General features: G+C 72.0%; 21 protein-coding genes. 13 read left to right on the forward strand and 8 right to left on the reverse strand.

Annotated features, from left to right (window positions below):
- Positions 1-300: 300 nt before the first annotated feature.
- The gene (locus IE195_RS07785; protein ID WP_191268893.1) at positions 301-1,098 is read right to left on the reverse strand and encodes an HAAS signaling domain-containing protein; all 798 of its coding nucleotides are present in this window, start codon (positions 1,096-1,098) and stop codon (positions 301-303) included.
- Positions 1,099-1,262: 164 nt separating this feature from the next.
- Between IE195_RS07785 and IE195_RS07790 the strand changes: the two genes are divergently transcribed.
- From IE195_RS07790 to IE195_RS07810, 5 genes are all read left to right on the forward strand, one after another.
- Positions 1,263-3,725, forward strand: coding sequence for a helicase-associated domain-containing protein (locus IE195_RS07790; RefSeq protein WP_191268895.1), 2,463 nt, complete (start codon positions 1,263-1,265; stop codon positions 3,723-3,725).
- A gap of 121 nt (positions 3,726-3,846) precedes the next feature.
- Positions 3,847-4,269, forward strand: a complete 423-nt coding sequence (locus tag IE195_RS07795; protein ID WP_191268897.1) for a hypothetical protein — start codon at positions 3,847-3,849, stop codon at positions 4,267-4,269.
- A 144-nt stretch (positions 4,270-4,413) separates the two neighbouring features.
- Positions 4,414-4,914: a hypothetical protein gene (locus IE195_RS26570; RefSeq protein ID WP_308428415.1), complete on the forward strand. Its 501-nt coding sequence runs from the start codon at positions 4,414-4,416 to the stop codon at positions 4,912-4,914.
- Between the two features lie 60 nt (positions 4,915-4,974).
- Positions 4,975-5,433: a hypothetical protein gene (locus IE195_RS07805; RefSeq protein WP_191268899.1), complete on the forward strand. Its 459-nt coding sequence runs from the start codon at positions 4,975-4,977 to the stop codon at positions 5,431-5,433.
- A 124-nt stretch (positions 5,434-5,557) separates the two neighbouring features.
- Positions 5,558-7,204, forward strand: coding sequence for a DNA repair helicase XPB (locus IE195_RS07810; RefSeq protein ID WP_191268901.1), 1,647 nt, complete (start codon positions 5,558-5,560; stop codon positions 7,202-7,204).
- A 6-nt stretch (positions 7,205-7,210) separates the two neighbouring features.
- Here the strand turns inward: IE195_RS07810 and IE195_RS07815 are convergent, their stop codons facing one another.
- Positions 7,211-7,447 carry a hypothetical protein gene (locus IE195_RS07815; protein WP_191268902.1) on the reverse strand — a complete coding sequence of 79 codons (237 nt, stop codon included), beginning with the start codon at positions 7,445-7,447 and terminating at the stop codon, positions 7,211-7,213.
- Between the two features lie 226 nt (positions 7,448-7,673).
- On the opposite strand from IE195_RS07815, the gene IE195_RS07820 reads away from it, so the two are divergent.
- Complete coding sequence (locus IE195_RS07820; RefSeq protein ID WP_191268903.1) at positions 7,674-8,645, forward strand: R2-like ligand-binding oxidase; 972 nt, start codon at positions 7,674-7,676, stop codon at positions 8,643-8,645.
- 34 nt (positions 8,646-8,679) lie between these two features.
- Here the strand turns inward: IE195_RS07820 and IE195_RS07825 are convergent, their stop codons facing one another.
- Positions 8,680-9,789: a zeta toxin family protein gene (locus tag IE195_RS07825; protein ID WP_191268904.1), complete on the reverse strand. Its 1,110-nt coding sequence runs from the start codon at positions 9,787-9,789 to the stop codon at positions 8,680-8,682.
- A gap of 137 nt (positions 9,790-9,926) precedes the next feature.
- Between IE195_RS07825 and IE195_RS07830 the strand changes: the two genes are divergently transcribed.
- A complete protein-coding gene (locus IE195_RS07830; protein ID WP_191268905.1) occupies positions 9,927-10,379 on the forward strand; it encodes an NUDIX hydrolase in 453 nt (150 codons plus the stop codon).
- Positions 10,380-10,426: 47 nt separating this feature from the next.
- On the opposite strand, the gene IE195_RS07835 is transcribed toward IE195_RS07830, so the two are convergent.
- Complete coding sequence (locus IE195_RS07835; protein WP_191268906.1) at positions 10,427-11,296, reverse strand: CPBP family intramembrane glutamic endopeptidase; 870 nt, start codon at positions 11,294-11,296, stop codon at positions 10,427-10,429.
- Positions 11,297-11,538: 242 nt separating this feature from the next.
- On the reverse strand, positions 11,539-12,321 hold the full coding sequence (locus tag IE195_RS07840) for a hypothetical protein (protein ID WP_191268908.1): 783 nt from the start codon (positions 12,319-12,321) through the stop codon (positions 11,539-11,541).
- 201 nt (positions 12,322-12,522) lie between these two features.
- Between IE195_RS07840 and IE195_RS07845 the strand changes: the two genes are divergently transcribed.
- Positions 12,523-14,250 carry an ABC transporter transmembrane domain-containing protein gene (locus IE195_RS07845; protein ID WP_191268910.1) on the forward strand — a complete coding sequence of 576 codons (1,728 nt, stop codon included), beginning with the start codon at positions 12,523-12,525 and terminating at the stop codon, positions 14,248-14,250.
- A complete protein-coding gene (locus IE195_RS07850) occupies positions 14,247-16,070 on the forward strand; it encodes an ABC transporter ATP-binding protein (RefSeq protein ID WP_191268913.1) in 1,824 nt (607 codons plus the stop codon). The genes IE195_RS07845 and IE195_RS07850 overlap by 4 nt, the downstream gene beginning before the upstream one ends.
- Positions 16,071-16,098: 28 nt before the next feature.
- Here the strand turns inward: IE195_RS07850 and IE195_RS07855 are convergent, their stop codons facing one another.
- Positions 16,099-16,701, reverse strand: a complete 603-nt coding sequence (locus IE195_RS07855) for a Uma2 family endonuclease (protein ID WP_191269114.1) — start codon at positions 16,699-16,701, stop codon at positions 16,099-16,101.
- Positions 16,702-16,841: 140 nt separating this feature from the next.
- Here IE195_RS07855 and IE195_RS07860 point away from each other — a divergent pair, with 140 nt between their 5' ends.
- Positions 16,842-17,597, forward strand: a complete 756-nt coding sequence (locus IE195_RS07860; RefSeq protein ID WP_191268915.1) for an SAM-dependent methyltransferase — start codon at positions 16,842-16,844, stop codon at positions 17,595-17,597.
- A 261-nt stretch (positions 17,598-17,858) separates the two neighbouring features.
- Here IE195_RS07860 and IE195_RS07865 read toward each other — a convergent pair whose 3' ends face one another.
- Positions 17,859-18,146 carry a ribbon-helix-helix domain-containing protein gene (locus IE195_RS07865; protein WP_191268917.1) on the reverse strand — a complete coding sequence of 96 codons (288 nt, stop codon included), beginning with the start codon at positions 18,144-18,146 and terminating at the stop codon, positions 17,859-17,861.
- Positions 18,147-18,616: 470 nt separating this feature from the next.
- On the opposite strand from IE195_RS07865, the gene IE195_RS07870 reads away from it, so the two are divergent.
- From IE195_RS07870 to zwf, 3 genes are all read left to right on the forward strand, one after another.
- On the forward strand, positions 18,617-18,997 hold the full coding sequence (locus tag IE195_RS07870) for a hypothetical protein (RefSeq protein WP_191268918.1): 381 nt from the start codon (positions 18,617-18,619) through the stop codon (positions 18,995-18,997).
- A gap of 92 nt (positions 18,998-19,089) precedes the next feature.
- A complete protein-coding gene (locus tag IE195_RS07875) occupies positions 19,090-19,536 on the forward strand; it encodes an NUDIX domain-containing protein (RefSeq protein ID WP_191268920.1) in 447 nt (148 codons plus the stop codon).
- Positions 19,537-19,665: 129 nt separating this feature from the next.
- The gene (zwf, locus tag IE195_RS07880) at positions 19,666-21,090 is read left to right on the forward strand and encodes a glucose-6-phosphate dehydrogenase (RefSeq protein WP_191268922.1); all 1,425 of its coding nucleotides are present in this window, start codon (positions 19,666-19,668) and stop codon (positions 21,088-21,090) included.
- 109 nt (positions 21,091-21,199) lie between these two features.
- Here zwf and groL read toward each other — a convergent pair whose 3' ends face one another.
- Positions 21,200-22,831: a chaperonin GroEL gene (gene groL / locus IE195_RS07885; protein ID WP_191268925.1), complete on the reverse strand. Its 1,632-nt coding sequence runs from the start codon at positions 22,829-22,831 to the stop codon at positions 21,200-21,202.
- Between the last annotated feature and the right edge of the window lie 779 nt (positions 22,832-23,610).

Here is a 23,610-nt window from a genome sequence, read left to right on the forward strand (position 1 = left end):
GGGCCGTTTCCCCGAGCTTCCGCTCGTGCCCGCGCTTTCCCGCGTCCGCGCCGCGGACACGCGGAACGGGGCCCGGATACGGCTCACCCGGGCCCCGTGGCTTCGGCATCGCCCCCGTCCCGCTGGGCGCGGAGAAACGGGACGGAACTCGGCGGAGCCGGGGACGCTGCCCACGGGCCGGTGTCCGGGCTGGCGGCCGGACCACCCGACGCGGCCGCCGCGAAGCGAAAGCGGCGGTGTACCGACATGACTACCCGAAGCAACCACCGGGGAAGCCCGGTAACGGGCCGACCGGAAAGGTTATTCCCCAGGGTTTGCCAAGCGATGACGGTCCGGGCTGCTTCCGGCCTCACGCTCCGCCGCCCGGGCCGCGCGGGCGGCCTTCGGGAAGAGGTAGAGCACGCACGCCAGCGAGGCGAGCCCCAGCCCGGCGACGCCGGTGGCGGGCAGTGCCTGCTGGATGTACTGGTCGACGAACTCCGCCTCCCCCTCCCACAGGGCCGTCCCGACGACGCAGGCCGCCAGGGGCACACCCGTGCCGATCCACTTGTCCCGGGCGCCCCACACCTGGCTGAGCACGACGAGGACGGCGCCGAGCACCCACAGGAAGGCGACGTCCCACCACACCCCGGAGAGGACCAGCACGGCCAGGGCCACGGCTTCGGCGGGGTGGTGCCTCAGGATCAGGCGGTAGCCGCGGACCGCCCCGGTCCTGCGGGCGGCCCGTCCGTCCATCCGCTGGTCGGTCTGGCCGGGGCCCTCCAGCAGGGCCAGGAAGCCCTGGCTGGGCCCGCCCCGCCAGGGCGGCGGCGGGCGGTCGGCGTGCCGGGGTTTGGGCGGGATCATCTCGTCGTCCTCGAGGTCGAGCTCCCGGCCGGTGAGCTCCTCCCGCACGAGGTGTTCGGGGGAGCCGAAGCCGCGGAGGATCCGCCGCGCGGTGTCGACGTCGTCGTTCTCGGCCGCCTGACGGCGCTCGTCGATACGCGCGCGCAGGCCCCTCAGGTAGGCGGTCCGTTCCCTGGGTGTCAAACGACCGTGCAGCGCGAGTCCGACCTCGGAGAGGTAGTCGAGTACCAATTGTTCCGAGCGCTGGGTCATGGACCCATATTGGCCCACAATGACCTGCCTTTTAACCCCTCTTTCCCAATTTCGGTCGGAGACTTCTCCCCCGATACGGTTCAGGCCGCCGCCAAAGGTGGTGAGCGGGGGACGGGAGGGGAGCGGGTACGAGCCGTGGAGCGCCATCGCTTAGCGTTGACCCGATGACCGACAACGCACGCCCCGGGCCCGGCCGGAGCAGCGACGACCCCGACGGCGGACCGCCGGGGCGTCCCCCCACGTTCACCTCCTGGCTGCGCTCACGCTCCGACGGCGAGCTCACCGCCCTGCTGACCGCCCGACCCGACCTGGCCCAGCCGGTACCCGCCGACATCGGCGCCCTGGCCCACCGCGCGACCTCGCGCAACGCGGCGCTGCGCGCACTGGAGCGCCTGGACCGGTTCACCCTCCAGGTCCTGGAGTCCGTGGTCGCCCTCGGGGACGACCGGCTGTCCGAGCCGGTGGGGGCGCAGCCCGCCGAGATCGCCCGGGGGCTCGGCCTGACACCCTCCGGCGCCGCGGGCGAGGACCCGCTGGACGAGGCGCTGGACACCCTGCTCCGCCTCGCCCTGGTCTGGCCGGACCACGGCCGCCTGCGCCCCGTCCAGGTGCTGCGTGAACTCCTGCCGCACCCCGCCCAGCTGGGTCCCCCGGCCCGGGCCCTGCTGGCGGCGCTGCCGCACGGAACCGCCAAACGGCTGGCCGACGACCTGGTACCGCACAGCACCGCCACCACACCCGTGGAAACCGTCGCCACCGCCCTCTCCGACCCCGACCGGGTCGCCGCCCTCGTCAGCCAGGTCGGAGCTCCCGCGCGCCGACTGCTGGACAACCTCGCCTGGGGGCCGCCCAACGGCACCGTCTCCGACGCCCGTCGGGAGGTCGGCCTGGCCACGGCCTCCTCTCCGGTGGAGGAGCTCATCGCCCGCAGCCTGCTCGTGGCCACCGGGGACGACACCCTGACGCTGCCCCGCGAGGTCGGCCTGTACCTGCGCGCGGGGGTGCTCTTCCAGGACGTCAGCACCGCCCCACCCGCCTTCGAGGGGCGTCAGGTCCCCCCGGAGGCCGTCTCCCGCGCCGCGGCCGGACAGGCCTTCACCGTGTTGCGCGCCGTGGAGGAGCTCCTGGAGCGCTGGTCCCAGGAGCCCGCCGCCGTCCTGCGCAACGGCGGTCTGGGCGTGCGCGACCTGCGCCGCGCCGCCCAGGCGATGGACACCGACGAGGACACGGCCGCCCTCTACCTGGAGGTCCTTCGGGCCGCCGGGCTCATCGGCACCGACAACCGGGTGGCGGGCGAGTGGCTGCCGACCCGCGAGTACGACCTGTGGCGGGAGCGCTCACCGGAGCACCGCTGGCTGCGGCTGGCCCTGGCCTGGCTGGATTCGGACCGGGTCGCCTCGCTGACCGGTTCGCGCGACGCGGGCGGGAGGGTGCGCAACGTACTCGGCCCCGGCCTGGTGCGCCCGGCCGCGCCCCGGGCGCGCCTCGACGTCCTCACCGAGATGGCCGGGGCCGAGCCGGGCCTGGCCCCGGAGGCGGGGTCGTTGGCCGCCCGGTTGGCCTGGCGGCGCCCCCGCCGCCAGTCCCCCGTGCACACCGAACTGGCGGGGGCCGCCGTGACCGAGGCCGCCGCTCTAGGGCTGACCGGCCGGGGAGCGCTCGCCGAGCACACGCGCCCCCTGCTCACCACGGAAGGGGCCGCCGCCGGGGCGGACGCCGCCGCCGAGGTCCTGGCCGCCGAACTCCCGCAGCCGCTGGACCACATCCTCGTCCAGGGCGACCTGACCGCCGTGGCACCGGGCCCGCTCGTCACCGGACTCGCCCGCGAACTCGCCCTGGTCGCCGACGTGGAGTCCACCGGCGGTGCCACCGTGTACCGCTTCACCGAGGAGTCGGTCCGCCGTGCGCTGGACGCCGGGCGCGGGGTCTCCGACATCACCGGGCTGCTGGAGCGCCACTCGCGCACCCCGCTGCCGCAGGCCCTGCGTTACCTGGTCTCGGACGTGGGACGCAGGCACGGGAGGCTGCGCACCGGCTCGGCCGGCAGCTACCTGCGCTGCGACGAGCCCGCGCTGTTGGCGGAGCTGGTCGCGGACCGCCGGGCCACGGACCTGGAACTGCTGCTCCTCGCCCCGACCGTGGTGGTCAGCGGGTTGAACCGGGCGGCCCTGACCGAACGCCTCCGGCAGTTGGGCTATCACCCGGTGCCCGAGAGCGGTGACGGCACCATGCGGCTGAGCCGGCCCGAGATCCGCCGGGCCGAGCCCGAGCCCGCCGTGCCCGACGAGGGCGGCCGGGCCCCGGAGCTGGCCCGGGCCGCGGTGCGCGCGTTGCGGGCCGGCGACGAGGCCGCGAACGTCGCCCGTATCCCGGTGTCCCTGCCGGAGGGCGGGACGGCGGGTTCCCGCGCCAACGCGCTCATGGAGGTACTGGCCGACGCGGCCGACGGCGGGCGCCGGGTGTGGATCGGCTACACCGACACCGACGGGCGCCAGGTCAGCCGGATCGTGGAGCCCGCCCGGGTGGACGGCGGTTTCCTGACCGCCTACGACACCACCCGCGACGCGGTGCACCGGTTCGCGATCCACCGCGTCACCGGTGTGGCCGAACTCGGGGACGGCGGCTGAACGCGGAAACTGAAGGCGGAACCGGCGTTCGGTGACCGCCCGACCCGCGCTCCCCGCCGGGCCCCCAGGCTCTAGAGTGACCTCAGATCGGTTGGCCCCCGGACGCCGGAGGAAGATTCGGATGAGCGACGCATCTCTGCCCCCTGGAGCCTCCTCCCCCCGGGACCGGGGGCTGGAGGACCGGGCCCCGGAAGGCAGGGACAGGGCGCCCGAGCGGGAGCGCGACGACGACCGGCGGGACACGGCGCCCGCGGGCTCGACCGGCGGGGCCCACAGTTCCACCATGGCGCTGATCCTGCACGCGGTCACAGCCCTGTGCTGCGCCAACTGGATCTTCGGCATCGCGGGGATCACCTTCGCGGTGCGGGCCGCGCACGCCCGGGACCGGGGCCGCCCGGAACAGGCCGAGGTCCTCACCCGGTACTCCTGGTACTGCCTGGGTGCGGCGGCGGTGATGTTCTTCGTGATGGTGGTGTTGACCTTCGTGGTGTTCACCCAGGCAGGGGACTGGATCCAGCAGATCGTCCCCGTGGTCAACTTCTGACCCCTTTTGTTGAACAAGTACGGCTCCGTCCGCGTCCCCACCGGGTGGGACGGGTATGCGAACTGAAAGGGTGGCCGTCCCGAGGGCGGAGGCCCCGGAGAGCACAGCATCGGAAGACGGCCAGGTGAGGGGACACGAGCAGCGGTGAACGGTGACCGGAGCGACCCCAGGGCCTTCTGGGAGCGGAGCGGGACCTCCGTTCCCGGTACCGGGCCGCCCGCGGGCGCTCCCCCCGTCGGCGCCCCGGCGGCCCCCGCGCAGCCGGCCCGCCCCACCCCGGCCGGGTACCCGGCCGGGCCCGCGTACCCGGCTGCAGCGCCGCCGCCCGCGTTCCGGCAGGGCCCGGCGCCCTCGGGCCCGCCGCCCCGCGTGGGCGGGGCCGTCGCGGCCCTGGTCGTGGCGGTGTGCACCCTGGCGATCCCGGTCCTGGGCGTCTCCCTGGGACTGTGGTTCTTCGTCCTGACCGCCAACGTCCCCGGCGTCGTGCTGGGGATCCTGGCCCTGGTCCGGATCCCCGACACCGCCGCGGTGGAGAGGTACATCCGGTACACCTGGGCGTGCACCTTCGCCTACACCGCCCTCGCGGTGGTGTTCCTCGTCCCGGTTATCGCCCTCGCGGTGCTGTTCCTCCTCATCGGTGCCTGACCGTCCCCGACCCCCGCCCCACGGGCAGCCCGGAGGGCGCCCGCACACGGAAGCAGCCTCATGAGCGAGTACTGGCAGAACGGACCCCCGAGCCAGCCCTCCGGCCCGCCGTACGGGCCGCCGCACGACCCGTCATACGGGTACGAGGGCTCCGTCGGCGGATACACCGTCCCGGGCGGGCACGGGACCGGCGGCTACAGCGGCTACGGCGCCCCCGCCGGACACGGAGGTCCGCCGCCCGGCCCCGCCCCGTACCCCGCGTACCCCCACGGCGCTCCCCCGCCGAGCCGGACCAGCGCGGTCGTCGCCCTGGTGGTGTCCATCATCCTGGCGGTCGCGTGCCTCAACCCGTTCGCCATCGGCGGCCTGGCCTTCGCCGCCGTCTCCCTGGACGAGACCAGGGACCACGACCGGGCGGCCCGCCACGCACGGTACGCCTGGTACACCACCGGGACGGGTTCCGTGCTCATGGTGCTGTTCTTCGTCCTCCTCGTCGCGTGGCTGATCGGCCTCTCCTGACCCCCGGTCCGGGTCGTCGCGGGCCCGGGGACGGTCAGGAGGCCGGGGTTGCGGGCATGATCGGAGGGCCTTCGGTGTTGCACCTGGGGCCGCCCCCGTCTCCGCACATGTTGGAAGGTCCCGCGTGTCCTGCCTGATCGTCCAGTCCGACAAGACCCTCCTGCTAGAGATCGACCACGAACTCGCTCCGGAGTGCCGGCGTTCCATCGCCCCGTTCGCCGAACTCGAACGGGCACCCGAACACGTGCACACCTACCGGATCACCCCGCTGGCGCTGTGGAACGCGCGTGCCGCCGGACACGACGCCGAGCAGGTCGTGGACGCGCTCATCCGCTTCTCCAAGTTCCCCGTGCCGCACTCGCTGCTCGTGGACATCGCCGAGACGATGGACCGCTACGGTCGGCTCAGGCTGGTCGGCGACCCGGTGCACGGCCTGGTGCTGGAGTCCTCGGACCGGGCCGTCCTGGAGGAGGTCGTCCGGGCCAGGAAGCTCAAGGGGATGCTGGGCGACCGGCTGGCCGAGGACTCGGTCGCGGTGCACCCCAGCGAGCGCGGGAACCTCAAGCAGGCCCTGCTGAAGATCGGCTGGCCCGCCGAGGACCTGGCCGGGTACGTCGACGGTGAGGCCCACCAGATCGACCTGGCCGACGGCGACTGGGAGCTGCGCGGATACCAGCGGGAGGCCGCCGAGAGCTTCCACGCCGGCGGTTCCGGCGTGGTCGTGCTGCCCTGCGGCGCCGGCAAGACGATCGTCGGAGCGGCCGCGATGGCGATGACCGGGGCGACGACGCTGATCCTGGTGACCAACACGGTGTCGGTGCACCAGTGGAAGTCCGAGCTGCTCAGGCGGACGTCGCTGACCGAGGACGAGATCGGTGAGTACTCGGGCACCCGCAAGGAGATCAGGCCGGTCACCATCGCGACCTACCAGGTGATGGCGGCCCGGCGGAAGGGCGTGTACACGCACCTGGAGCTGTTCGACGCCAAGGACTGGGGGCTGGTCGTCTACGACGAGGTGCACCTGCTGCCCGCGCCGATCTTCCGGATGACCGCCGACCTCCAGGCGCGCCGCCGTCTGGGCCTGACCGCGACGCTGGTCCGCGAGGACGGCCGGGAGGGCGACGTGTTCTCGCTGATCGGGCCGAAGCGCTACGACGCCCCGTGGAAGGACATGGAGAACCAGGGGTGGATCGCTCCGGCGGACTGCGTGGAGGTCCGGGTGGACCTGTCGGAGTCCGAACGGCTGGCGTACGCGACCGCCGAGCCCGAGGACAGGTACCGGTTCTGCTCCTCCTCGGAGACGAAGACGACCGTGGTCCGGGAGATCGTGGAACGCCACCCGCAGGAGCAGGTCCTGGTGATCGGCTCCTACATCGACCAGCTCGACGAACTCGGCGAGCGGCTGGGCGCCCCGGTGATCAAGGGCGAGACCCGTAACAAGGAGCGCGAGCGGCTGTTCGACGCCTTCCGTTCGGGTGAGCTGCGCACCCTGGTGGTGTCCAAGGTCGCGAACTTCTCGATCGACCTTCCCGAGGCCGGGGTGGCGATCCAGGTGTCCGGTTCCTTCGGCTCCCGCCAGGAGGAGGCCCAGCGCCTGGGTCGTGTGCTGCGCCCCAAGTCCGACGGCCGCACCGCCCGCTTCTACGCCGTGGTCGCCCGGGACACCCTGGACCAGGAGTACGCCGCCCACCGGCAGCGGTTCCTGGCCGAGCAGGGGTACGCCTACCGGATCGCCGACGCGGGCGATCTCCTCGCCGGCGAGGAGATCTGAGCGGGCTCAGAAGGAGGGCATGACCCCGATGGCGTAGGTTCCGGCGGCGATGCCCCAGGCGATGAGGGAGTAGCTGAGGGTCCGGGTGCGCAGCATCCGGTCCCCCCGCACGGAGGGCGCGGCGAAGGCGGCCACCAGCAGGGCGAAGCCGAGCAGCGCGGGGATCACCGAGGCCAGCGCGAACAGCTGGGACTGGGCGGCGCACGCGGCGTAACCGGAACTGCCGGGATCACCACAGAACACGTCGTCCCCCGATCGGATCGTTCATGCGGTCGTACTCCCCTGACCGTACCGTTTCGGCGGGGCCGGATCGCCGCTGACTCCGGCCGGATCCCGCCCCGGACCGGGTGGGCAGATCGGACCGAACCAAATTCGGTCCAGCAGTGACCCAGGACACCCACAGGGGTTTACACGTAAGCCCTCCGTGTCCAATCATGAGTGAAGTACACCCCCCACGGAGGTACCCCTCATGACGCAAGCCCCGGCCCCCGCGCACCGCAGCGGCTTCCACTCACTCCGCGGCGGCGGCCTGAACTGGGACTCCCTCCCGCTCAAGCTGTTCGTCAAGGGCAACGCCAGGTTCTGGAACCCGGCCGACATCGACCTCCGCCGGGACGCCGAGGACTGGGAGCAGCTCGACGAGGAGGCCAGGACCCGCATCCTGCGGCTGTGCGCCTTCTTCGTCGCGGGCGAGGAGGCGGTCACCGAGGACCTCCAGCCCTTCCTGCGGGCCATGGCCGCGGAGGGCCGCCTGGGCGACGAGATGTACCTGACCCAGTTCGCCTTCGAGGAGGCCAAACACGTCCAGGCCTTCCGGCTGTGGCTGGACGCCATCGGCGTCCGGGACGACCTGCACGGCTTCGTGGACGCCAACCCCGCCTACCGCGCCCTGTTCTACGAGGAGCTCCCCGGGTCGCTGGAGGCCCTCCTGGACGACCCCAGCCCCCGGAACCAGGTACGCGCCTCGGTCACCTACAACCACATCATCGAGGGCTCGCTCGCACTGACCGGCTACTACGCGTGGAACCACGTGTGCACCGTGCGCGACATCTTCCCCGGCATGCGCGAGATCATCCGCAGGATCGGCGACGACGAGCGCCGTCACATGGCCTGGGGCACCTTCACCTGCCGCCGCCACGTCGCCGCCGACGATCGCAACTGGGGAGTGGTGAGCGAACGCCTCGACGAACTGCTCCCCCACGTGATGGAGACCGTCGAACGCGGCGACACCCCCTCCGCGGACCCCGCCCTCCAGCGCTACGAACTCCCCCCGGGCGAACTCCTGGAGTACGCGAGCAACCGCGCCCTGCGCCGCCTCGGCGCCATCGAGTCCGCTCGCGGGGTACCGCTGGCCCGGATCGACCTGGACGCCTCCCCGGAGGAACTGGAGGAGCAGTTCGGCGCCGAGGACCGCGCCGCCATGGCCGAACTGGAGACCTGACCCGGCACCGCCCGGAGGAGGCGGCCCGCCCGGGTCAGTACACCCAGGGCGTGTCCTCGGCGTGCCAGAGCTCGCGCCGGCCCCTCTCCGCCTCCAACGCGATCCGGCCGAACGGCTCGGTGCGCCACTCGCCGCCCCTGCGGTGGTTGGCGTAGAGGACCTCGCCCTCCCGGGAGAGCACGTACACCGAGTCCGCCAGGTGGTGGGTCTCCAGGAACTCGACGGTGTTCGGCACCCCCAGGTAGAAGCGGTCGTGGTGGACCTCCGGCAGCCAGCGGCCGAACCCCTGGTCGCGGGTGGCCCGCTCGTACCGGTCGAAGATGGAGAACCGGCTGTTGGAGGTGTGGGTGGCCACGAAGGCGACCTCCACCCGGTACCCGGCCTCCCGGAAACCCAGCACCCAGGAGGCCGCCCAGTCCGCGCGGCCCAGCGGGTGGCTGCACACCACGTCGAACCGGCCCCGGCGGACGTGCTCCATCGCGTACCCGTGCAGACCGCCCACCTGCCCGGACACGGCGGTGGACGCCAGCCGGTCGTCGGCGCTCATCGCCCACTCGTAGTCGGGCGAGAGCCGCAGCAGATCGTCCCCGTCGTAACTGACCGTGCCCTCCGGCAGGACCGGCAGGAGGAGCCGCTGGAGAGTGGACTTCCCCGAGCCGGGCTGACCGCCGAGGAGCAGCAGGCGGGGGCGCTCACGCGGGGCACCGGTGAGCCGCTCGCGCAGGGCCAGCTCGAAGAGCTCGGCCAGGTCGCCGTCGAGAAGCTCGCGCCCCAGGTCGTCCGGACCGGCTCCGACCGGCGGTCGCACGGGGTCGGCGCGCAGCTCGGCGACCACGCCGGGAAGCTCGCTGTTGGCCCGGTCGACCTCGTCGGGCGTCAGAAAGGGCAGGCGGGCCTCCTCGGCCAGCAGGAGGGCGGCGCGCTCCGCCAGCGAGGGATCCTTGTCGCGACGGCCCAGACAGGCGCCGATCGCGGCGCTGTAGAGGTTGTAGGCGCGTTCGCGCGCCTGGCGCTGCTCCGTGGTCTGGGGCGGCACACCGCCGCTGGAGCTCTCGGCGAGGAGCGGCCGGAGCCCTTCCCCGACGCTCTCGGACGAGGGGTCGGGGCCCAGGCCCGGTTCGGTGCCGGAAGTGGAGGATGCCATGTTCGTCCGCTCTCGCCGTGGCCCGGCCGTGGGCGCGGGGCCGTACGTGTACGCAACCGCTTACCCGGAAAGGCTAGTGTCTCGGGTCACCGTCGGTCAGCGGTTCGCCTCCACCCGCCGCGTCCTAAAGTGGCCACATGTCCTCGAACTCTCCCGCGCCCTCCCCCGCCGCCCGTACCGCCGACGGCGGCCCCGCCGTCATCGAGGCCCTGGCCTGGGTCCACGTCCGGGACGGCCGCCTGTTGTGCGTGCGCCCCGAGGGCAAGGACCTGCTGTACGTGCCGGGCGGCAAGCGCGAACCGGGCGAGAGCGACGAGGAGGCGGTGACCCGCGAGACCCTGGAGGAGGTCAGCGTGGCCCTGCGGCCCGGCACCTTCCAGCGGGTGGCGGCCATCGACCAGGAGGCGCACGACCAGGCCCCCGGGACCCGGGTGCGGCTGCTCTGTTACGGGGCCGAGCACGACGGGGAGATCGTGCCCGACAACGAGATCCTGGAGACCGTGTGGATCTCCTACGCCGAACGGGACCTGTGCGCCCCGGCGGTGCGGGACCTGGTCGAGGTCCTGCACGAACGGGGCGAGCTGCCCTGAGGACCGACGCGCCGGTCAGGGCTCACCCGCGAGGGCGCCAACGGGCCTCAGGCCCTCACCGGGTCCGGGACCTTTCCCGACCAGGTACCGGTGTCGCGCACGAGCAGCATGGTGACGGTCACTCCCAGCACGAACGGGAGCAGGAAGACGGTCCCCATGACCGTGTCGAGACCGCGCACCTCGAACAGGTCCCAGCCGAGCAGTGCCTGCGCCGCTACCTGGAAGGCCAGGTGGAAGCCCACACAGGCCCAGACGTTCCCGGTGAGCAGGCGGACGCATCCGAGCACCACGCCCATCCCGAAGAACAGCGGCAGACGCACGGCGAGCACCTCCCACCCGTTGCCGAACACCCACAGGCCCGTTCCCCACAGGGTGAACAGCACTGCCTGGACCACCACGGCCAGCCACGCCGCCATCGCGGTGTTGAGGTTGCGGAAGAGGTATCCGCGGAAGAGCAACTCCTCCGGAACCGCCTCGTAGAGCAGCACCAGGACCGTCAGCACCAGCAGGGAGAACACGATCTCGGCCGCGGGAGCGACCGGGGTGACCGAGGCGCCCAGCGCGAGGGCGGCCCCCAGCCCCAGCGCGGCGGGCAGCAGCCACGAGAGCACGCCCACGAGGAACGGCCGCCAGGCCTCACGGGGTCCGGTCAGGCGCAGACCGCCCCACGGACGCCGGTCCAGGTACCGGCGGGCCGCCCAGACCATCGGCACCGCCAGGGCGGAGACCCCCAGAGCGTTCGTCCAGTGCGCGAGGTTGCCGCCACCGCCGGGTTCCGCGAACAACAGTTCGTTGGCCAGCGACAGCACGTACCAGAGCAGCACGGCCCCCGCCATGACGACGGTGACCCTCAGGAACAGGTTCGGGCGTGTGGGAGCCCCGGTTCGGGTGCGCGGGGGTTCGGGGAGTTCGTCCATGGCACCAGCGTTGCGCAAGCCACGCGCGGCGGCATCGGGGAACTCCCTGGGACTTCCCCGGTTCCTTCCACCGGTCGCGGTGGCCTCCGCAGTGGATTTGGACGCGGGCGCGTCGGCCGTACGGACGCTGGCCTCGGGCGACGCACCCGCACGGGAACCGACCGCCACAGGAGCGGGCCCGTCCGACCCGCCGCGCTTCACGGACGTCACCGTGCACGACCCCCTGCGGCCCGGTTCCGGCCCTACTTCTCGGCCACCCGCGGCACCTGCTCCACCACGGCCTCCGTCAGGGAACCGACCCGGTCGTGGAGGCTCCGCGCGTCCAGGCCGGAGGGCTCCGGGGCCATCGAGTTGTCCAGGCCCACCAGGACGACGGCGTTGCCCGCCCACACCGCGCCCTGACCGCTCTCCATGACGAAGTAGCCCCCCTCGCCGGGGTCCTGGACGATCACGCTGACCACGCTCCGCTCTCCGAGCGGGGGCTCGTCCCACAGGACGTCGACGGTGGTTCCCTCCCCGAAGTCGTGCTCGGCGAGCTCACCGGCCGGCACCCCGTCGAACAGTTCGGCGTCGGGCGTACCGTACTGCTGGAACCGCAGGTCCAGCCTCTTCTCGTCCTCCCGGTCGGAGAGCAGGACCGTGACGGCGAACTTCGCGCCCTCGTGGGACGCGGAGCACCGCAGCTCCCCATGGAGTCCCAGGTCATCGGTGTCATCGGTGTCGAACCCGCCCGTGACCTCGGGGGTGGCGCCGTCGAAGGCCTCCTGGAGGATCTCCTCGCCGACCACCTCCGAGCAGTCGTCCGGCAGCGAGACGAAATCACGCCCGGAGTCCACCCACAGCAGGGCGCCGCCGACGGCCGCCACCAGCGTCAGGGATCCCGCGACGGCGCCGACGACCAGCCCCCGGCGCCTCTTCGGCGCCCCCGCCCCCGGAGCGGGCGGGCCTCCCCCGCTCCACGGGCCGTAAGGCGGGCCCGACTCCGCCGGAGAGGGGCCTTGCGGTTGGTGCGGGGTCTGTCCCATCGGGATACCTCATGGCATGAGTCGTCAGATCGGGGCGATCCAGTTCTACCGGACACACGGAACAGTGGATGCCGGGCCCTCGCAAGAATCGCACCTGACCGTCTTCGGCCGTTTCTCGGCCCCCGGAAGCAGCCCTCCGGCCGTCCACCCCCGGAAAAGCAGTGGCCGCCTTCCATGCCGCCTGGCTAGGGTTCCGGAACTGTGCGTGCACTTCCCCAACCTCCGGGCACACCCGACCACCGGTCGGCCGACCGCTACCTGCTCTGGCTCGCCCGCCGGGAGTGGCGATCCCTGCTGTGGGCGTCCCTGATCACCTCGGTCTACTTCCTGTGCACGATTCTGGTGTCCTACCTGCTCGGCACCGCGCTGGACTCCGGGTTGGCCGACGGCGGACCCGGCACCCTGCTCCGCTGGTTCGCGCTGATCGCACTGTGCGCCCTGGTGGCCGCGGCCATGGTCCCCCTGTACGAGCGGGCGAGCTGCTTCAACTGGTACGCCTGCGCCTACCGCACAGTCCAGCTGGTCACCCGCCGCTCCTCCAGACTGGGGCCGACCCTCACCCGACGGCTGCCCACCGGCGAGGTGGTGGCGGTCGGTACCGACGACATCGATCGCGTCGGCACCTTCTACGAACGCTCCGACCTGATGGTCTCCTCCGCGGTATCGGTCCTGGTGGTCGGCTTCCTGATGCTGACCTCGCACGTCACCTTCGGGTTGATCGTGCTGGTAGCGGTACCCCTGATCATCGTCGGCATGACCCCGCTGCTGCGGCCGCTCAACCGCCGCACGCACACCCACCGGGACCGGCAGGCCGACCTCACCACCAGGGCCACCGACCTGGTCGCCGGGTTGCGGGTCCTGCGCGGTGTGGGCGGTGAGCGCTCGGTCGGCGAACGCTACCGCGCCGAGTCCCAGCGGGTGCGTGCAGCGGGGGTCCGGGTCGGGTGGATGGACGCCTCCCTGGAGGCCGTCCGCACCCTCTACCCGGGGCTGCTCCTGGTGGGGATCGTCTGGTACGGGGCCCGGCTGGCACTGGTCGGCGAGATCACCGCGGGCCAGCTCGTCTCCTTCTACGGCTACACCGGCGCCCTGGCTACTGCGGTGCGCTTCTTCATGCGCTTCTCCTCCGACCTGGTGACCGCCAGGGTGGCGGCCTCCCGTGTGGTGCGGGTGCTGGGCCTGGAACACGACCTGCCCGAACCCGAGGCCCCGGCCGAGCCCCCCGCGGGCCCGTGCGACCTGTACGACCCCGCCAGCGGGGTACGCCTCGCCCGTGGGCGGACCACCGGCGTGGTCTGCGCCGACCAGGCCGACGTGCTCCCTCTCGTCGAACGGCTGGGCCGCCACCGGGACGACGGCGAGGACGCCGTCCTGGTCGGGGTCGGCGCCGATGCCGTGGGACTGCGCGAACTGCCGCTGCGGGAGGTCCGCCGCCGCATCCTGGTCGCGGGCAACGACGCCCACCTGTTCTCTGGACGGCTGCGAGACGAACTCGACCCCGACGGTTCCGCCTCCGACGAACACGTCACCGCGATGGTCCGGGCAGCCGCAGCCGAGGACGTGCTCGGCCGGTCTCCCGAGGGCTGGGACGCGGAGCTCACCGAACGCGGCCGGGGGTACTCCGGCGGCCAGCAGCAGCGGCTCCGGCTCGCCCGCGCCCTGCTCCGGGACCCCGAGGTGTTGATCCTCGTCGAACCCACCTCCGCGGTGGACGCCCACTCGGAGGCGGCCGTCGCCGAACGCCTCACCGGGGCCCGCGCCGGCCGCACCACCGGCGTGGTCACCACCAGCCCACTGCTGTTGGACCGCGCCGACCACGTCCAGTTCGTCGAGGAGGGCCGTGTGGTGGCCGAGGGCAGCCACCGGGGCCTGCTCCGCGTGGACTCCTACTCCGCCACCGTCCTGCGCACGGCAGGAGAGAAGACATGACCCAGACCGCCGATCCGCGTTCCGGCACCGCCCGGCCCCCGTCCGGTCCGCCCCTCACCCCGGTCGAACCGACCGCGCTACCGGTGGCCCCGGCCCCGGTGGTGTGGCGGCGCCTGCGCCGAGCCGGACGCGAGCACGGACCGCTCCTGTTCCGGGTGGTGGCGCTGTACACGCTGGCCACGGCGGCGGCACTGGTCGCCCCCTGGGTGCTCGGGATGGTCGTCGACGCGGTCCGCGACGGCACCGAACCGGCTCGCGTGGACGCCATGGCCCTGGTCATCGTGGCGGCCCTGCTGGTCAACACCGGCCTCGTGCTGGGGGCGGTGGCCCAGTCGATCCGCTTCGGAGAGGAACTGCTGGCCGAACTGCGCGAGGAGTTCGTACGCTCGGTCCTGCGACTGCCCCTGGGCACCGTGGAGCGGGCGGGCACCGGTGACCTGGTGTCCAGGACCGGACGCGACATCAACTCGCTCAGCACCATGGTGCGCCAGTCGCTGCCGGTGATCGCCACCGGCCTGGCGACCGTGCTGGTCATCCTGGTGGCACAGGCCTTCCTACACCCCGCCCTGCTGCTCGCGTGGCTTCCGTCGGTCCTGGTCATCTGGGTGGGCACACGCTGGTACGCGCACCGGGCACCGGACGGGTACCTGGCCGAGATGAGCACGTACTCACGGCTCACCCAGGGCGTGTCCGACACCGTGGAGGGCGCGCACACCCTGGAGGCGCTGGGCCGCCAGGAGTGGCAGGACCTGCGCACCGACGCCGACGTGCACCGCTCCTACCTGGCCGAGCGGTACACACTGTGGTTGCGGTGCGTGTGGTACCCGCCGCTGGAGTTCTCGTACCTGTTCGCCTCGGCGTCCACGTTCCTGGTCGCGGGGGCGCTGTACGCCCAGGGCGAGCTGTCGCTGGGGCAGATCGCCACGGCGGTCTTCCTGACCGTGCAGATGTCCAAGCCGTTGGACCACATGATCGACCAGATCGACAACGTGATGGTGGGCTTCACCGCGATGCGCCGCCTGCTGGGCGTCCGGCTCCCCGCGGAGACCCCCCGCCCCGGAGCCGGACCCGGACCCCGTGGGCCCGGCGCCGTGGAGGTCCACGGCGTACGGTTCGGGTACGACGCGGGCACCGAGGTGCTGCACGGGGTGGACCTGGACCTGCGCCCCGGCGAACGGCTGGCGGTGGTCGGTCCGAGCGGTGCGGGCAAGTCCACGCTCGGCAAACTCCTCGCCGGAGTGCACCTGCCCGGGACCGGCACCGTCCGCGTCGACGGCGTGGACCTGGCGGCCCTGTCCCCGGAGGAACGCCGGAAGCGGGTGATCCTGCTCAGCCAGGAGAGCCACGTGTTCCGGGGCACCCTCGCGGAGAACCTGGCGCTGGCCCTGGCGGAGGCCGACGCGGACCGCGAGCGCCTGTGGCGGGCCCTCGAAGCAGTGGGCGCGGACGCCTGGGTGCGTTCGCTGCCGGACGGCCTGGACACCCGCGTGGGGTCGGGGCAGGACCCCCTGGATCCGGCGCACGTCCAGCAGCTGGCCCTGGCCCGGGTGGTGCTGGCCGACCCGCGGGTGCTGGTGCTGGACGAGGCGACCTCGCTGATCGATCCGCGCTCCGCCCGCCGGTTGGAGCGCTCCCTGGCCGGTGTGCTCACGGGCCGCACGGTGGTGGCCATCGCGCACCGCCTGTACACCGCCCACGACGCCGACCGGGTCGCGGTGGTGGAGGACGGCGGCGTCAGCGAGCTGGGCACACACGGGGAACTCCTCGACCGCGGGGGTTCCTACGCCAGACTGTGGCACGCCTGGCACGGCGAGGACTGAACGCGTCCCATGGCCGGACGAGTGGCGCTCAGGAGGGCCACTCGTCCGGGCCGGGGAAGCGGGAGGTGTCGATCTCCAGGCCGAAGGGCTCCGGAAGGCGGATCTTGTCGCCGAAGTCCGCGGTGGTCGCCTGGTTGTACCGGCCGTTGCCGGGCTGCTCGTACAGGGTGACGGAGGGCCCGTTCTCGTCCCAGGCGTCAACCAGGAGGTACAGCGGGATCGGGGCGTGCGCGTAGCCCCACAGCTTCTTCTTCCGATCGACGTCCCTGCTGCTCCTCGACACGATCTCCACCGCGAGCTCCGCTGCGTCCGCAGGGCAGGGTGTCTGCTCGGGGTCGAGGACCACCGACTCCGGCATGACCACCAGGTCCGGCATATAGAGACGCTCGATCGCCGGGAGCTGAATCCCGAGGGTCTGGTACACGTCCCAGTCATCGGGAACAACGCCGTTCAGCGCTCGGGTGATGCGAACCGCGATGTAGTTGTGCGGGTCAGAAGGGGGCGCCACGAGCACGACTCCGTTGTCATCGACGATCTCGGCCCGCCAGCCCTCGGGCACGTCCAGCTCTTTCCAGGTGCCCAGGACGTAGTCCCATCGCGACGTCCCCGTCGCCGGAGCGGCCTCCGTCATTGCCAGACTCATCTCGCTCGCACCTCCGAACGGGAGCCTAGCGATCCGGCCCCCCGCTCACCTGACACTTCGCACAATAGCTCTGCCCGTCGCCGGAAAACAGGTGGACAGCCCGCACCCGGCCGGGTGAACCTGCTCGGATGACCACCCCCGAGATTCCCCCCTTGTACCGGGACACCGACTTCAACGGCCCGCTCAACGACGAGCGGGCCGCCCGGCTGATCCGCTCACTCGGCCCCCTGGAGGGCCGCCGCGTCGTGGACGTCGGCTGCGGCTGGGCCGAACTGCTGCTGCGCACCCTGGCCGGTGAACCCACCGCGACCGGGTTCGGCATCGACCTCAACGAGGACTACATCCGGCTCGGCCGGGCCAACGCCGAGGAGCGCGGGCTGGCCGACCGGGTCGAACTGGTGGCCGGGGACGTCGGCGGCTGGCGGGGCGAGCCGGCGGACGCGGTGCTCAACATCGGCTCCACCCACGTGTGGGGCGGCGATCCCCGCACGCACACCGCGAACGCCCTGGCGGCCCTGGCCGACCTGGTGCGGCCCGGCGGCAGGGCGGCGTTCGGGGAGGTCTACTGGAGGCGACCGCCGACCGCAACCGAGATGGCGGCCATGCCGTTCATCCCCCGTGAGCAGTACCGTCCGTTGCCCGAGCTCGTGGACTTCGCGCTCTCGCACGGCTTCCGGCTGCTGGCGCTGGCGGAGACCACCGTGGACGAGTGGGACGAGTTCGAGAACCGGCACTGCCTGGGCTGGGAGGAGTGGCTCCTGGAGAACCCCGGCTCCCCCGGCTTCGAGGAGGTCCGCGACCGGGCCGACCGGCACCGGCACGCCCGTGTCCACGGCCAGCGGGAAACCCTGGGCTTCGCCTACCTGACCCTGCTCCGGGTCTGATCAGGGGGTCGCACCGGTACGCACCCGCGGGCTGCCGGGGACGGAACCCCGGAGCCCGCGGCCCCCGGTGCGCGGGGGGTGAGGGGGCTCGACCGGGAGCGGGCGCTGTGGACACTCGACGCTCACGGCCGGAGGCTGCCCCTGGCAGGGGTGGTCACTGGCGGGGTCAGGGGTGGGCACGGCCTGTGGCCCGACAGGCCACGGGTGCGGACGCAGTTCCGGGCACACGACCCGGTTCCGGGCACACGAAAGGTGCGGCTCTCAGAAGAAGCGCAGGCGTTCCCGCTCCTGGCGTTCGGCGTTCTCGACGTAGACACGGTCGCCCTGGGCCATGACCGACTCCAGGTAGGCGTACACCTGGAGGGCCCGGTTGATGACGTCGGTCTGCGTGTCACCCGTGGTGGCGACGGCCTCCTCCAACGCCTTGGTGGAGCGCGCGGTCAGGTTCACGGTGACACGCGCCGAGGGCGCGCCCGTCCTGCGCCCGGCCGGACGGCCGCGGCCCTGGGAGGCATCGGTGAGTTCGCTTCCTGTGCTCCTGGGTGACATGACACAACCTCGTTCTCTGGCTTGACGGCAGCGGACTCGATCAGCGGGGAGCCGCGGAGAAAGCCGGGAGCACCGCGCGAGGGACCGCGCGGGTGACATGAGGGAAGGGCGGGGCAGCGCAGGCCGACAGGGCACGGCGGCAGGGCTCGGACTACCGGCCAGCGCCCCGCCACGAGGACCCCGCCCGTCATCACCCGGGCCGGGAAACCCCCACGGCCTGAACTCGTCCACCGCCAATGCACCCTCCGGAATCCCGTCCACGTCATTGATCAGATTAGGAGGAGTGTATCAACCTGATACGAGATGCTGTCAATGCATCTTCCATCATCATAATCAATGTATCTAACGAGCCTCCATGGTAATGTGCACGATGTGGACACTCGGCGCTCAGGCGTCACCGGCGCCGTACGGAGAGGCCCCCACCGACCCGGAACGGCGCCCCCTGTACCTCGACGGCTGGAGGTTGGTTTATGGGAGATCCCCGGGGGCAGCTCCCGCAGGAGCGGGAGACTCGGGTTGAGACCCACACCGAGGAGATCCGTCTCGATGACGAGTCTCCGCGCACACGGGCCGACGTCGACTTCGACAGAACCCCCGTGTCCTACGGGATGGAGGCGGGCATCGGCACGGAGGGGGCCTGGGGCCGCTTCCACGGAAGGGCCAGGGCGGGCTCCACGGCCGAGAGGGCGTCGGCCTCGCTCCTCACACTGACCGGAACCGTCCTCCCCCCGCTGGCGCTCGGCGGCCTGGCCCACGTCGCCGGAGCCCCCGCGGTGGTCACACTGGCCCTGGCCGGAGCCGTGTGGACACTCGCCACCCTGGTGGCGGCCCACATCACCCGCACCCGCTGAACCACCGGGGTCCGGCCCCGGCCCCCACCGGGGCCGGGCCCCGAGAACCGTCCGGGGCCCTCGCGTTCTCCCGTGCGGCTAACGTCGGGGCAATGGACCTCGCAACGCTTGTCGGGAACGCGCGCCTGGACGGGATCGGACGGTTCTCGGCGGGCGCGATCGTCCACCGTGCCGGCCGGATCCTGCTGCTCCGCCGCCGACCGGACGACACCTCCTACCCCGGGGCGGAGGACCTGCCCTCCGGAGGGGTGGAGCCCGGCGAGGGCCTCCTCGAGGGCCTGGAGCGCGAGCTCGCCGAGGAGATCGGCCGCCCGCCGGGGCCGCCCGCCCTGGACCCCTTCGTCACCTGGTTCGACTACGACTCCCGGAGCGGAATCCGCACCCGCCAGTTCACCTTCGCCCTGCCCCACGACGGCTCCCCCGTGGTGCTGTCCGGAGAGCACACCGCGTTCCGCTGGGCACCCGCCGGAGAGTACCCGGACAGCGAACTCACACCCCGGTTGAAGGAGGCCGTCCGGGACTGGCTCGACAGCCGCTGACCCGGGCCGAAGGGCCGCTCCGCCGAATCTTGGCACGCCCTTGGGCGCATCCCCCGCCCCCTTCGGGTACCCAGACCAGCGTGGGCGGGCCCCGGACGGGGGCGCCGCGGGCCGACGACGGGGGAGAGCATGAGCGCAGGACCCGGCACCGACACCCTGGTGATCTTCGGGATCACCGGTGACCTCGCGAAGAAGTACCTGATGCCCTCCCTCTACCGTCTGGAGGAGAGGAACGAGCTACGCGCCCGGATCGTAGGGGTGGCCAGGTCCGACTGGGACACCGGGGCCCTGCGCCGACGGACCCGCGACGCGGTGGCCGAACACCTCGCCGAGTCCTCCTCCGGGCCCGGTGCCGCCGCCGACGAGTCCGTCCTCCAGGGGCTGACCGACCGGATGACCCTGGTCACGGGCGACCTCAACGACTCCCGGACCTACGCCGAGCTGGGCGATGCCCTGCGCGGGGACTCCCACACCACCCACTACCTCGCTGTTCCCCCCGCCCTGTTCACGACGGTCGCCCGGTCCCTGGCCGGGGCCGGACTCAACCGGGACGCGCGCCTGGTGGTGGAGAAGCCCTTCGGCCACGACCTCGCCTCGGCACGCGAACTCCACCGGGAACTCCTGACCTGCTTCTCCTCGGACCACCTGTACCTGGTCGACCACTTCCTGGGAGAGGAACCCGTGCGCGGGCTCCCGCTGACCCGGTTCGGCAACACCCTGCTGGAGCCCGTGTGGAACCGGGGGTTCGTCGACAACGTGCAGATCACCATGGCCGAGGACTTCGGGGTGGAGGACCGGGGCTCGTTCTACGACGCCACCGGGGCGGTCCGGGACGTGTTCCAGAACCACCTGCTCCAGGTCTTCGCGCTGCTCACCATGGACGCCCCCGTGTCCACCGGGCCCTCGGCGCTCAAGGACGAGAAGCTGCGCCTGCTGCGCGCCGTCCGCACCCTCGAACCGGCCGACACCGTCCGCGGCCGCTACCACGGCTACCTCGACACGGCAGGGGTGCGGCCCGACTCCACCACCGAGACCTTCTTCGCGCTGCGCATGCGGGTGGACAACCCGCGCTGGGCGGGGGTTCCGTTCTACGTGCGCTCCGGCAAACACATGCCGCTCACCTCCTGGGAGGCGGTGGCCGAGCTCAAACGGCCCGCTGTCGACCTCTACCCGGGACCGCCCAACCTCGTCCGGTTCCAGCTGGAGCCGCGGGCGGGTCTGACCTTGGAGATGCTGCTGAACGAGCCGGGGGCGGAGAGCGTATCCCCGGCACGGCTGGTGCTCGGCGCCGACGTCGGACGCCAGCTCGGCCGGGGCCGCGAGGCCTACGACCACGTGCTGTACGGAGCGTTGACGGGCGACCCGGAGCAGTTCGTGCGCTTCGACGTGGTGGAGGAGTCCTGGCGGATCGTCGACCCGGTGGTGGACCTGGCGACGGATCCCGAACCCTACGCCCGCGGCTCCCATGGCCCGGAGTCGGCGCGGGCGCTCCCCGGCACCGGGGGCTGGCATCCGCTGGCCGACGAGGTCCGTCCGGGCGGCCGGGCCCGGTAACGGCGAAACCGGGCGGCCCCTGCGGGGACCGCCCGGTCGTCGCGGGCGAGGTCGCGTATCCGGACCTCATGCGCCTACGGGCCCGAGGGCCCGGGGTGTCACGGACCTGCTAGAAGTCCATGCCGCCCATGCCACCGGTCGGGTCGCCGGCCGGAGCCGCCGCCTTCTCCGGCTTCTCGGCGATGACGGCCTCGGTGGTCAGGAACAGACCGGCGATGGAGGACGCGTTCTGCAGAGCGGAACGGGTGACCTTGGTCGGGTCGATGACGCCGTCCTTGAACAGGTCGGTGTACTCGCCGGTGGCGGCGTTGAGGCCGAAACCGGGCTCCAGGTTCTTGACCCGGTCCGCCACGACGCCGCCCTCGAGGCCGGCGTTGACCGCGATCTGCTTCAGCGGCTCGGCGATGGCGCGACGCACGATGTCGGCGCCGATGGCCTCGTCGCCCTCGAGCTCCAGCTTCGCGAACGCGGGGACGCTGGCCTGCAGCAGCGCGACGCCACCACCGGGCAGGATGCCCTCCTCGACCGCGGCCTTGGCGTTGCGGACGGCGTCCTCGATGCGGTGCTTGCGCTCCTTGAGCTCCACCTCGGTGGCGGCACCGGCCTTGATGACGGCCACGCCGCCGGCCAGACGCGCGAGACGCTCCTGGAGCTTCTCACGGTCGTAGTCGGAGTCGGTGCGCTCGATCTCGTTGCGGATCTCGTTCACGCGACCGGCGATGGCGGTGGCGTCACCGGCACCGTCGACGATGGTGGTCTCGTCCTTGGTGACGACGACCTTGCGGGCGCGGCCCAGCAGCTCCAGCTCGGTGTTCTCGAGCTTGAGGCCGACCTCCTCGGTGATGACCTGGCCGCCGGTCAGCACGGCGATGTCGCCGAGCTGGGCCTTGCGGCGGTCACCGAAGCCCGGGGCCTTGACGGCGACGGACTTGAAGGTGCCGCGGATCTTGTTGACCACGAGGGTCTGCAGGGCGCCGTCGGCGACGTCCTCGGCGATGACCATCAGCGGGCGGCCGGACTGCAGGACCTTCTCGACAACGGGCAGGAACTCGTTGTTGTTGGAGATCTTGGAGTTGACGATGAGGATGTAGGGGTCCTCGAGGACCGTCTCCATGCGCTCGAGGTCGGTGGCGAAGTAGGGCGAGATGTAGCCCTTGTCGAAGCGCATGCCCTCGGCGAGCTCCAGCTCGAGCCCGAAGGTCTGCCCCTCCTCGACGGTGATGACGCCTTCCTTGCCGACCTTGTCCATCGCCTCGGCGATGGTCTCACCGATCTGGGTGTCACCGGCGGAGATGGAGGCGGTGGAGGCGATCTGCTCCTTGGTCTCGACGTCCTTCGAGAGGTTGCCGAGCTCCTCGTTGATGCGGGCCACGGCGGACTCGATGCCGCGCTTGAGGCCGATCGGGTTGGCGCCGGCGGCGACGTTGCGCAGACCCTCGCGGACGAGGGCCTGGGCCAGGACGGTGGCGGTGGTCGTACCGTCACCGGCGACGTCGTCCGTCTTCTTGGCGACCTCCTTGACCAGCTCGGCCCCGATCTTCTCCCAGGGGTCCTCGAGCTCGATCTCCTTGGCGATGGAGACACCGTCGTTGGTGATCGTGGGGGCGCCCCACTTCTTCTCCAGAACGACGTTGCGACCCTTCGGGCCGAGCGTGACCTTCACGGCGTCCGCGAGCTGGTTCATGCCACGCTCGAGGCCGCGACGGGCCTCCTCGTCGAACGCGATCAGTTTGGCTGCCATTGAGTTCTTGTCCTCCCGTGACCGGGCTGATACGCGATGGGACGAGGCGTGCGCCCGCGACGGACGACCGCGTCCTGCCCGGCAACCCTGCTGCCGGAGGGCCACGGTCTCGCAGCCTCGATCCGGTTAGCACTCGGTAAAGGTGAGTGCTAACCACTCCCTTTTTTAGCACTCGGCCATGGAGAGTGCAAACGATGTGGTCACGATTTCCACACCCCCAAGCATGCCTTCCACCTGCACAGACAGCCCGTTATCTGGTGATTTGAGCGTTCGGCGAACAGATGACGAACCCTGGGTGCGAACCCGAGGGGACCCCCGCAGGGCCCATAGGTCCCACCGGCCCCACGGGTACCTCGTCACTCGGGTGCCGGGCAAGCACCACGGGATCAGGTGCTCGGGCGACGCGGGGAGCGGGTGTTAGGGCGACGCGGGGATCAGGTGCTCGGGCGACGCGGGGAGCGGGTGGTAGGGCGCGTCCCGCCGGGCTCACCGGCCCGAGGATGGCGGGACCCGGGGTGGCGGGACCCGGGGTGACGGGCCCCGGGGTGACGGGGGCCGGTTTCCGTGCCCTCCGTTCACTCCGCCCCTGTCGCCCGGGTCCTCTGCTGCTCTGCTGTCCGTCCCGGGCGGGTTCGGGTCCCACTCTTTCGCCGTGATCTTGCTACCAGGGGCAACTTCGGCGGGTGGTTTCTAGCATCTGTTGCAACGAACCTGATTCAGGGGGTAGTTGTGCCAGGTAAACGACTGTGTCGGGATGAGCGGGTCCAGATCCAGACTCT

The sequence above is a fragment of the Nocardiopsis terrae genome, assembly GCF_014651695.1.
GTDB classification, from domain to species: Bacteria; Actinomycetota; Actinomycetes; order Streptosporangiales; family Streptosporangiaceae; genus Nocardiopsis; species Nocardiopsis terrae.

Bases quoted from the DNA above. Each gene is read 5' to 3' on its own strand.
- groL (WP_191268925.1), bottom strand. From the start codon at position 22,831: ATGGCAGCCAAACTGATCGCGTTCGACGAGGAGGCCCGTCGCGGCCTC.
- IE195_RS07840 (WP_191268908.1), bottom strand. From the start codon at position 12,321: ATGGGACAGACCCCGCACCAACCGCAAGGCCCCTCTCCGGCGGAGTCG.
- IE195_RS07835 (WP_191268906.1), bottom strand. From the start codon at position 11,296: ATGGACGAACTCCCCGAACCCCCGCGCACCCGAACCGGGGCTCCCACA.
- IE195_RS07850 (WP_191268913.1), top strand. From the start codon at position 14,247: ATGACCCAGACCGCCGATCCGCGTTCCGGCACCGCCCGGCCCCCGTCC.
- IE195_RS07875 (WP_191268920.1), top strand. From the start codon at position 19,090: ATGGACCTCGCAACGCTTGTCGGGAACGCGCGCCTGGACGGGATCGGA.
- IE195_RS07820 (WP_191268903.1), top strand. From the start codon at position 7,674: ATGACGCAAGCCCCGGCCCCCGCGCACCGCAGCGGCTTCCACTCACTC.
- IE195_RS07870 (WP_191268918.1), top strand. From the start codon at position 18,617: ATGGGAGATCCCCGGGGGCAGCTCCCGCAGGAGCGGGAGACTCGGGTT.
- IE195_RS07825 (WP_191268904.1), bottom strand. From the start codon at position 9,789: ATGGCATCCTCCACTTCCGGCACCGAACCGGGCCTGGGCCCCGACCCC.
- IE195_RS07855 (WP_191269114.1), bottom strand. From the start codon at position 16,701: ATGACGGAGGCCGCTCCGGCGACGGGGACGTCGCGATGGGACTACGTC.
- IE195_RS07785 (WP_191268893.1), bottom strand. From the start codon at position 1,098: ATGACCCAGCGCTCGGAACAATTGGTACTCGACTACCTCTCCGAGGTC.
- zwf (WP_191268922.1), top strand. From the start codon at position 19,666: ATGAGCGCAGGACCCGGCACCGACACCCTGGTGATCTTCGGGATCACC.
- IE195_RS07795 (WP_191268897.1), top strand. From the start codon at position 3,847: ATGAGCGACGCATCTCTGCCCCCTGGAGCCTCCTCCCCCCGGGACCGG.
- IE195_RS07790 (WP_191268895.1), top strand. From the start codon at position 1,263: ATGACCGACAACGCACGCCCCGGGCCCGGCCGGAGCAGCGACGACCCC.
- IE195_RS07805 (WP_191268899.1), top strand. From the start codon at position 4,975: ATGAGCGAGTACTGGCAGAACGGACCCCCGAGCCAGCCCTCCGGCCCG.
- IE195_RS07860 (WP_191268915.1), top strand. From the start codon at position 16,842: ATGACCACCCCCGAGATTCCCCCCTTGTACCGGGACACCGACTTCAAC.
- IE195_RS07830 (WP_191268905.1), top strand. From the start codon at position 9,927: ATGTCCTCGAACTCTCCCGCGCCCTCCCCCGCCGCCCGTACCGCCGAC.
- IE195_RS07865 (WP_191268917.1), bottom strand. From the start codon at position 18,146: ATGTCACCCAGGAGCACAGGAAGCGAACTCACCGATGCCTCCCAGGGC.